A 7,129-nucleotide genomic window follows, 5' to 3' on the forward strand; every position below is an offset into this window, starting at 1 on the left:
TCAGCGCGATGCCCATGAAGACCGCCCCGAAGTTGAGGAAGGTCATGATGTACTGCGGCTGGGTGGGGGAGTTGCCCATGGGGTTGGCGACGCCGAATCCGGGTTTGGAGCCCGGCACGGTCAGCACCACCAGGCCGACGATGAAGGGCAGCGCCGCCAGGAATATCGTGTACCCGCGATCGGAGAGGACCAGCCGCACCTGGCGTCGCGCGATCGTCGATAACTGTTTGGCCGTGCTGGTTCCGGTCGGCTTGCCGAGGTCGGCGGGCGGGGCTTCGGCGGCGGCGACGGCGGAACGTTGCCGGCCCTCGCGCTCCAGGAAACGGCGGTTGGCCGCGTCGGGGTCGGCGCCGACGTTGGCGAAGATGTCGGCCCAATTCCGGGTTCCCAGCGCCGGCTCCACCTGGCCGGGCGGACCGAAGAACGCCGTTTTTCCGCCGGGTGCCACCAGCAGGATCTGGTCGCAGACGTCGAGGTAGGACACCGAGTGCGTCACCACGATCACCACACGACCGGCGTCGGCAAGCTGTCGCAGCATCAGCATGACCTGGCGGTCCAACGCAGGGTCCAGACCTGAGGTCGGTTCGTCGAGGATCAGCAGCGACGGCCCGGTCAGCAGCTCCAACGCCACCGACGCGCGTTTGCGCTGGCCGCCGGAGAGTTTGTCCACCCGGGTGTCGGCGTGCTCGGTCAGCTCCAGTTCCTTGAGCACCTCGGCGACGCCCTGGTCGCGGTCGGTCTTGCTGGTGTCGGGCGGCAGTCGCAGCTCCGCGGCGTAGCCCAGCGCCTGCATCACCGTCAGCTGGCGATGCACCACGTCGTCCTGGGGGACCATGCCGATCCGGTTGCGCAGCGACGCGTACTCGGTGTGGATGTTGTGACCCTCGAAGGTGACCGAGCCGGTGGTGGGGTGGGTGTACCCGGCGATGAGCCTGACCAGCGTCGTCTTCCCCGCGCCCGACCCGCCGACGATAGCGGTCAGTGTGCCGGGCCGGGCGGTCAGCGCGATGTCGTTGAGCAGCCGCTTGCCACCCTCGACGTCGAAGCAGACGCCGTGGACCTCCAGGCCGCCGGTGCGCGTCGCGACCTCGGTGCGGCGCACCAGGGTACCGCCGGTGAACGCCAGGTCGACGTTGCCGATGGTGACCACGTCGCCCTCGGTGAGGATGGCCGACCCGATCTGGACCCCGTTGACGAACGTCCCGTTGATGCTGCGGTTGTCGCAGATCTCGGTGCCCCGCGATGTCGGGACCAGCATCGCGTGATGCCACGAGGCCAGCACGTCGGAGATGATGATGTCGTTGTCGGTGGCGCGGCCGATGGTCACTGCCCCGGACGGCGCCTCGGCGGACCCAGGCCGCAGGATCTGAAGCATCTTCGTCGCGAGGTTCGACTCTTCCGGTGGCTGGATCACCTGAACCGCCACCGGTGCCCGTCCGGTCGCCGCTGGGGGTGCTGTGTTTGCTGTTGGGGTGTAGACGCGCGGCTGCGGCGCCGGCTGGGGCGGCGGTGGGACGGGGTTGGGCCGCGAATAGGGTGGCGGCCCCGGGCGCGCACCGCCGGGTGGGCGTACCGGTTGTGCCGGGGCCGGGTGGTGCACCGGCGGGGACGACCAGCCGGCGGCGGGCTGCGCTATCCGCATCGACGTCGTTCGCGGTGGCCGGCCGGCCTGCCCCAGGTCGTGTCCCACTTCGAAGCAGAGCAGGGGCCCGTCGGGGTTGCCCAGGTTGACGCGCTGGCCGTCGTGGATCTCGACCACCGGTAGCCGCTGGCCGTTGACGAACACCCCGTTCAGCGACCCGTTGTCGATCGCCATCCACCTGCCGTGGTCGAAGCGCAGCAGCAGGTGGGCGCGGGAGACCAGGGGGTGTGCGACGCGCACGTCGGCGCGCAGATCCCTGCCGACGACGACGTCATGACCTGCGGCGAACGTGCTCTGCGAGCCGTCGCAGGACACGGTCAGCACCGGCGGGACTGGTTGACTCATCGGCCCAACTGTATCGGCTGCGCGACGTTTGACCCCGTCAGCAGTCATCCGGCGCGCCGGTGACCACGCAGTGGGTACGGCTGTAAATGGTGGGCATGCAGCGGTTGCAGTGGATGCACGCCGAGACGTGGTCGGCGTCGGCGGCGATCTTGTTGACCAGGTCGGGCTCTGCAAGCAGCGCGCGCGCCATCGCGACGAACTCGAATCCCTCGGCCATCGCGGTGTCCATACTCGCCCGGTTGGTGATGCCGCCCAGCAGGATCAGTGGCATCGACAGCTCGGCACGGAACAACCTGGCGTCGCGCAGCAGGTAGGCGTGGCGGTATGGGTACTGGCGCAGAAACCGGTGACCGGTGAGGCGCAGCCCCCAGCGCAGCGGTGGCTTGAACGCGGCCGCGAACTCCTTGACCGGGGCGTCGCCGCGGAATAGATACATCGGGTTGACCAGCGAGCTGCCCGCGGTCAGCTCCAGGGCGTCCAGCCCACCGTCGTCCTGCAGCCACTTCGCCGTGGTCAGCGATTCGTCGACGGTGATGCCGCCGCGGACGCCGTCGGCCATGTTCAGCTTGGCCGTCACCGCGATCTGCTGGTTCACCGCGCGGCGAACCGCTTGCACGATGCCGCGGGCCACCTTGGCCCGGTTCTGCAGCGATCCGCCGAACTCGTCGGTGCGGCGGTTGATCAGCGGGCTCAGAAACGAACTGGCCAGATAGTTGTGGCCCAGATGGATTTCCACCGCGTCGAAGCCGGAGTCGACGGCCAGCCGGGCGGCGTCGGCGTGCGCGGCGATGACGTTGTCGATGTCGTCGCGGGTGGCCTTGCGGGCGAACCGCATCGCCATCGGGTTGAAGAACCGCACCGGCGCCAGCGCCCGGGCCTGGTTCGACCGCGCGTCGGCGACCGGGCCGGCGTGGCCGAGTTGCGCGCTGACCGCCGCGCCCTCGGCGTGCACCGCGTCGATGAGCCGGCGCAGCCCGGCGACGGCTTGCGGGCGGATCCAGATCTGGCCGCCCGCGGTCCGCCCGCCCGGCGAGACCGCGCAGTAGGCGACGGTGGTCATGCCGACTCCGCCGGCGGCCGGCAGCCGGTGGTATTCGATCAGGTCGTCGGTGACCAGGGCGTCGGGGCTGCGGGCCTCGAACGTCGCGGCCTTGATGATCCGGTTGCGCAGCGTGACCGGGCCCAGCCGGACGGGGCTGAGGACGTCCGATGCGGCGGCCATGGCCCGAGCCTATAAGAGCCTATAGGCTGCCCGGCATGGCTGCGATCACGTTGGATGGCAAGGCGACGCGCGACGAGATCCTCACCGACCTCAAAGGCCGGGTTGCCAGGCTGGCTTCATCCTCGGCCGGACGCACCCCGGGCCTGGGCACCGTCCTGGTCGGCGACGATCCCGGGTCGCAGAGCTACGTCCGCGGCAAACACAACGACTGCGCCAAGGTGGGCATCATCTCGATCCGCCGTGACCTGCCCGCCGACACCAGCACAGACCAACTCAACGCGACCATCGACGAGCTCAACGCCAACCCGGACTGCACCGGCTACATCGTCCAGCTGCCGCTGCCCAAGCATCTGGACGAGAACGCAGCGCTGGAGCGCGTCGACCCGGCCAAGGACGCCGACGGGCTGCACCCGAGGAATCTGGGCCGGCTGGTGCTCGGCACCCCGGCGCCGCTGCCGTGCACCCCGCGCGGCATCGTGCACCTGCTGCGGCGCTACGACATCCAGATCGCCGGCGCCCACGTGGTGGTGATCGGCCGCGGTGTCGCCTCCGGGCGTCCGCTGGGCCTGCTGCTCACCCGGCGCTCGGAGAACGCCACGGTCACACTGTGCCACACCGGAACTCGCGACCTGGCCGCCATGACCCGGCAGGGCGACATCGTCGTGGCCGCGGCCGGGGTGCCGCACCTGCTGACCGCCGACATGGTGCGGCCGGGCGCTGCGGTGGTCGACGTCGGGGTCAGCCGCACCGCCGGCGGGCTGGTCGGCGACGTGGCCCCGGACGTCTGGGAGGTCGCCGATCACGTTTCGCCCAACCCCGGTGGAGTGGGGCCGCTGACCCGGGCGTTCCTGCTGACCAACGTCGTCGAACTCGCCGAGGGCCGGTGCTGATGACGCGCCGGGTCGCCGCGGGCCAGTGGCCCATGCTGTCGGTGGGGTTGATCTTCGCGGCGGCTTTTGTGTTGGCAGGCGCGAACTACTGGCGCCGAGGCTCGTTGTTGATCGGCATCGGAGTGGGGGTCGCGGCGATGCTGCGGCTGGTGCTGTCCGACAAGCGGGCCGGGTTGCTGGTGGTACGCAGCAAGGGACTCGACTTCGCCACCCTGGCCACGATGGCGGCGATGATGCTCTACGCCGCCGCCACCATCGACCCGCTGGGGACCGGGTAGAGTCCGCGCTTCAACCGCCCGGCCGGCCGTCGGAGCCGGTTACAGACCGGCCAGGCTTGACAGGTCCGGAACCCCTGGGACACCCGGGATTTGGGGCAGGCTGGACACGTTGCCGCTGGTGATCGAGTCCACCACCTGCGGACAGTACATGGACAGTGCGATACTGGTGAACATCCCCGCCATCCCCGGCGAAATACCGCCGATGCCGGGGACGCTGGACACAACGGAGGACAGCGGCTGGCTGCCGTCTTCCAGCGTCGAGCAGAGGGATTGACCCAGGGAGATCACGCTTCCCGGATCGCTGTAGTTGATCCCGGCGCTGCTGAGGGAGCTGAGGAAATCGTTGTCGGCCAAGTCGGCCCGCGCGAGCGGAGCCGACGTCGCGGCCAGCGTTGTGGCCAGCAGAGCCGCGGATGCCGCGAGCATCCAAGCTGGTCGTCTGTGGTGTGGTGCGTGCATGGTTTAAGTCCCCCTTCGGAACCGTATCCTCAGCGCCGGAGCGGCACTTGGCTGGTAACCCCCAGAAACGATGCCCGGCCGCGGTCACGTCGGTGACACGGTGCGGTCAACATTCGGGCACAGGTGTGCGACCCGGACGACATCCAGCTGGAACTCATCGCGATGGGCTGATCGCCCGCACGCACACCGTGACGTAGGGCAGCGCCAGGCCGTCGGTGCCGGCCAGCGCCGGATGGGTGGCCAGCAACTCGCGGACCTGTTCCAGTGTCTTGGTGCGCACTTCGGCCGGCGAGGTGATGCAGTAGCTGCGCGAGGCCACCAGGTCGATAAGTGCTTGGTGGGTCAGGTAACTCGTCCACTCGACACGATGGTCCTCGACGCCGGAGAACGGCTCGGGCAGTGTCACGCCCGCGTCGACGACGTCGCGGGCGTCCTCGCGGCCGATGATGCGGCCCAGCTCCTTGACCCAGCCCAGCCGTTCGTCGCGGGTGTTCCACACCAGCCCCAGCCGGCCGCCCGGCCGCAGCACCCGCACCAGCTCCGGCACCGCACGCGCGGGATCGAACCAGTGCCAGGCCTGCGCCACCAGGACAGCGTCGACGCTGTTGTCCGGCAAGGGAATCTGTTCGGCTGTGCCCAGCAGAGCCGGGGTGGCCGGCAGCGCGGCGCGCAGCACCTCCAGCATCTCGGGGATGGGGTCGACGGCCACCACGTGCAGCCCGCGTTCGGCCAGCCGGGTGGTGAGCTTGCCGGTGCCGGCACCCAGGTCGAGAACGTCGCCGGCGCCGGGCGGCAGCAGCCAGTCGATCGCCTCCGGCGGATACGACGGCCGGCCCCGCTCGTAGGCGGCCGCTTGCGAGCCGAACGACAGCGAGCGGTCCCGGCGGGAACGCGTCACCGCTAGCGGTCCGATTCGCTCAACTCGAGGGTCTGCCGGAGCAACTCGCCGATCGCGCCGGTCTCCAGCAGGAAGCCGTCGTGGCCGTAGCCCGAGTCGACCACCTGCAGGCGAGCGCAGCCGGGCAGCAGATCGGCCAGCTCCGCCTGCAGGCGCAGCGGATACAGCCGGTCGGAGGTGATGCCGGCCACCACCGCCGGGACCGGGCAGCTGCGCAACGCCGCGGCGACCCCGCCGCGGCCACGGCCGACGTCGTGGCTGTTCAACGACTCGGTCAGGGTCACGTAACTGCCGGCGTCGAACCGGGACACCAGCTTGTCGCCCTGGTGCTCCAGATAGCTTTGCACCGCATAGCGGCCACCGGTGGCCGTATCCTCACCGTCCTGGGCGGTGTTGGTGAACCGGTTGTCCAGTTCGGGTTCGCCGCGGTAGGTCAGGTGCGCGACGCGGCGGGCGATCGCCAGGCCGGTATCGGGTGCGCGGCCGGTGCCGTGGTAGTCGCCGCCCTGCCAGTTCGGGTCGGCCTTGATGGCGGCGATCTGGGTGGTCTGCGTCCCGATTTGGTAGGCGGTCGCACGCGCGTTGGCTGCGAGCAGCAGCCCCGAGCGGACCCGGTCGGGATGGCCGATCATCCACTCCAGCGCCCGTGCGCCGCCCATCGACCCGCCCACCACAGCCGCGACTTCACGAATGCCCATCGCGGCTAGGGCCGCCACGTCGGCTTCCACCTGGTCGCGAATCGATATCGCCGGAAACCTTGCACCCCAGGGCTTTCCGTCCCAGGACAGTGAGCTCGGCCCGGTCGACCCGCGACAGCCGCCCAGCACGTTGGTGGCCACCGCGCACCAGCGGTCGGTGTCGATCGGTGCGCCGGGCCCGGCCATCCCGTCCCACCAGCCCGGGGTGGGACGGCCCGGCCCGGCGGGCCCGGTGACGTGGGAGTCGCCGGTCAGGGCGTGCAGCACCATCACCACGTTGTCCCGGGTGGGCGACAGGTCGCCCCAGCGCTGCACGGCGATGCAGACGTCGTCGAGCACCGCGCCGCTTTCCAGGGTCAGTGATCCGATATCGATGAGGCCGAGCTCACCTTCGGCAGGCAGCGTCTGTGTCGACACGTCGAAGACCGTCATGCCAGACCTCCTCAACGGCTCGCCAGGGCCGGCGACTCGTGCACGGACCGCCGGCGGTTCCGCACCGCGGCGAAGCCGAGTTCCAGATCGGCCAGGATGTCTTCGATGCCCTCGATACCCACCGACAACCGCACCAGGCCAGGGGTGACACCGGTGGCCAGCAGTTCTTCTTCGGCGAGCTGGCTGTGGGTCGTCGAAGCCGGATGGATCACCAGCGATCGCACGTCACCGATGTTGGCGACGTGGCTGTGCAGCCGCAGCGCGT

The 7,129-nt window shown here is 70.0% G+C and carries 8 protein-coding genes; 2 read left to right on the top strand and 6 right to left on the bottom strand.

Annotated features, from left to right (window positions below; all coding sequences use genetic code 11):
• Positions 1-1,987: ATP-binding cassette domain-containing protein (locus AC2VON_RS20795; protein WP_486954609.1), on the bottom strand; the 1,987-nt coding region annotated here is incomplete at its 3' end.
• Positions 1,988-2,024: 37 nt separating this feature from the next.
• Positions 2,025-3,209 (bottom strand): NADH:flavin oxidoreductase, encoded by a 1,185-nt coding sequence (locus AC2VON_RS20800; protein ID WP_486954610.1) that lies wholly within the window; start codon positions 3,207-3,209, stop codon positions 2,025-2,027.
• A gap of 35 nt (positions 3,210-3,244) precedes the next feature.
• Between AC2VON_RS20800 and AC2VON_RS20805 the strand changes: the two genes are divergently transcribed.
• Positions 3,245-4,099, top strand: coding sequence for a bifunctional methylenetetrahydrofolate dehydrogenase/methenyltetrahydrofolate cyclohydrolase (locus AC2VON_RS20805; protein ID WP_486954611.1), 855 nt, complete (start codon positions 3,245-3,247; stop codon positions 4,097-4,099).
• The gene (locus tag AC2VON_RS20810; protein ID WP_486954612.1) at positions 4,099-4,377 is read left to right on the top strand and encodes a DUF3017 domain-containing protein; all 279 of its coding nucleotides are present in this window, start codon (positions 4,099-4,101) and stop codon (positions 4,375-4,377) included. The genes AC2VON_RS20805 and AC2VON_RS20810 overlap by 1 nt, the downstream gene beginning before the upstream one ends.
• Positions 4,378-4,416: 39 nt before the next feature.
• Here AC2VON_RS20810 and AC2VON_RS20815 read toward each other — a convergent pair whose 3' ends face one another.
• From AC2VON_RS20815 to AC2VON_RS20830, 4 genes are all read right to left on the bottom strand, one after another.
• A complete protein-coding gene (locus tag AC2VON_RS20815; protein ID WP_486954613.1) occupies positions 4,417-4,803 on the bottom strand; it encodes a DUF732 domain-containing protein in 387 nt (128 codons plus the stop codon).
• Between the two features lie 187 nt (positions 4,804-4,990).
• Positions 4,991-5,734 (bottom strand): class I SAM-dependent methyltransferase, encoded by a 744-nt coding sequence (locus tag AC2VON_RS20820; protein WP_486954614.1) that lies wholly within the window; start codon positions 5,732-5,734, stop codon positions 4,991-4,993.
• A 2-nt stretch (positions 5,735-5,736) separates the two neighbouring features.
• Complete coding sequence (gene metX / locus AC2VON_RS20825; protein WP_486954615.1) at positions 5,737-6,864, bottom strand: homoserine O-acetyltransferase MetX; 1,128 nt, start codon at positions 6,862-6,864, stop codon at positions 5,737-5,739.
• A gap of 11 nt (positions 6,865-6,875) precedes the next feature.
• Positions 6,876-7,129, bottom strand: a 254-nt coding sequence (locus AC2VON_RS20830) for a PLP-dependent transferase (protein WP_486954616.1), incomplete at its 5' end; no start/stop codon positions are given.

The sequence above is a fragment of the Mycobacterium sp. TH-M82 genome (genome assembly GCF_057473605.1).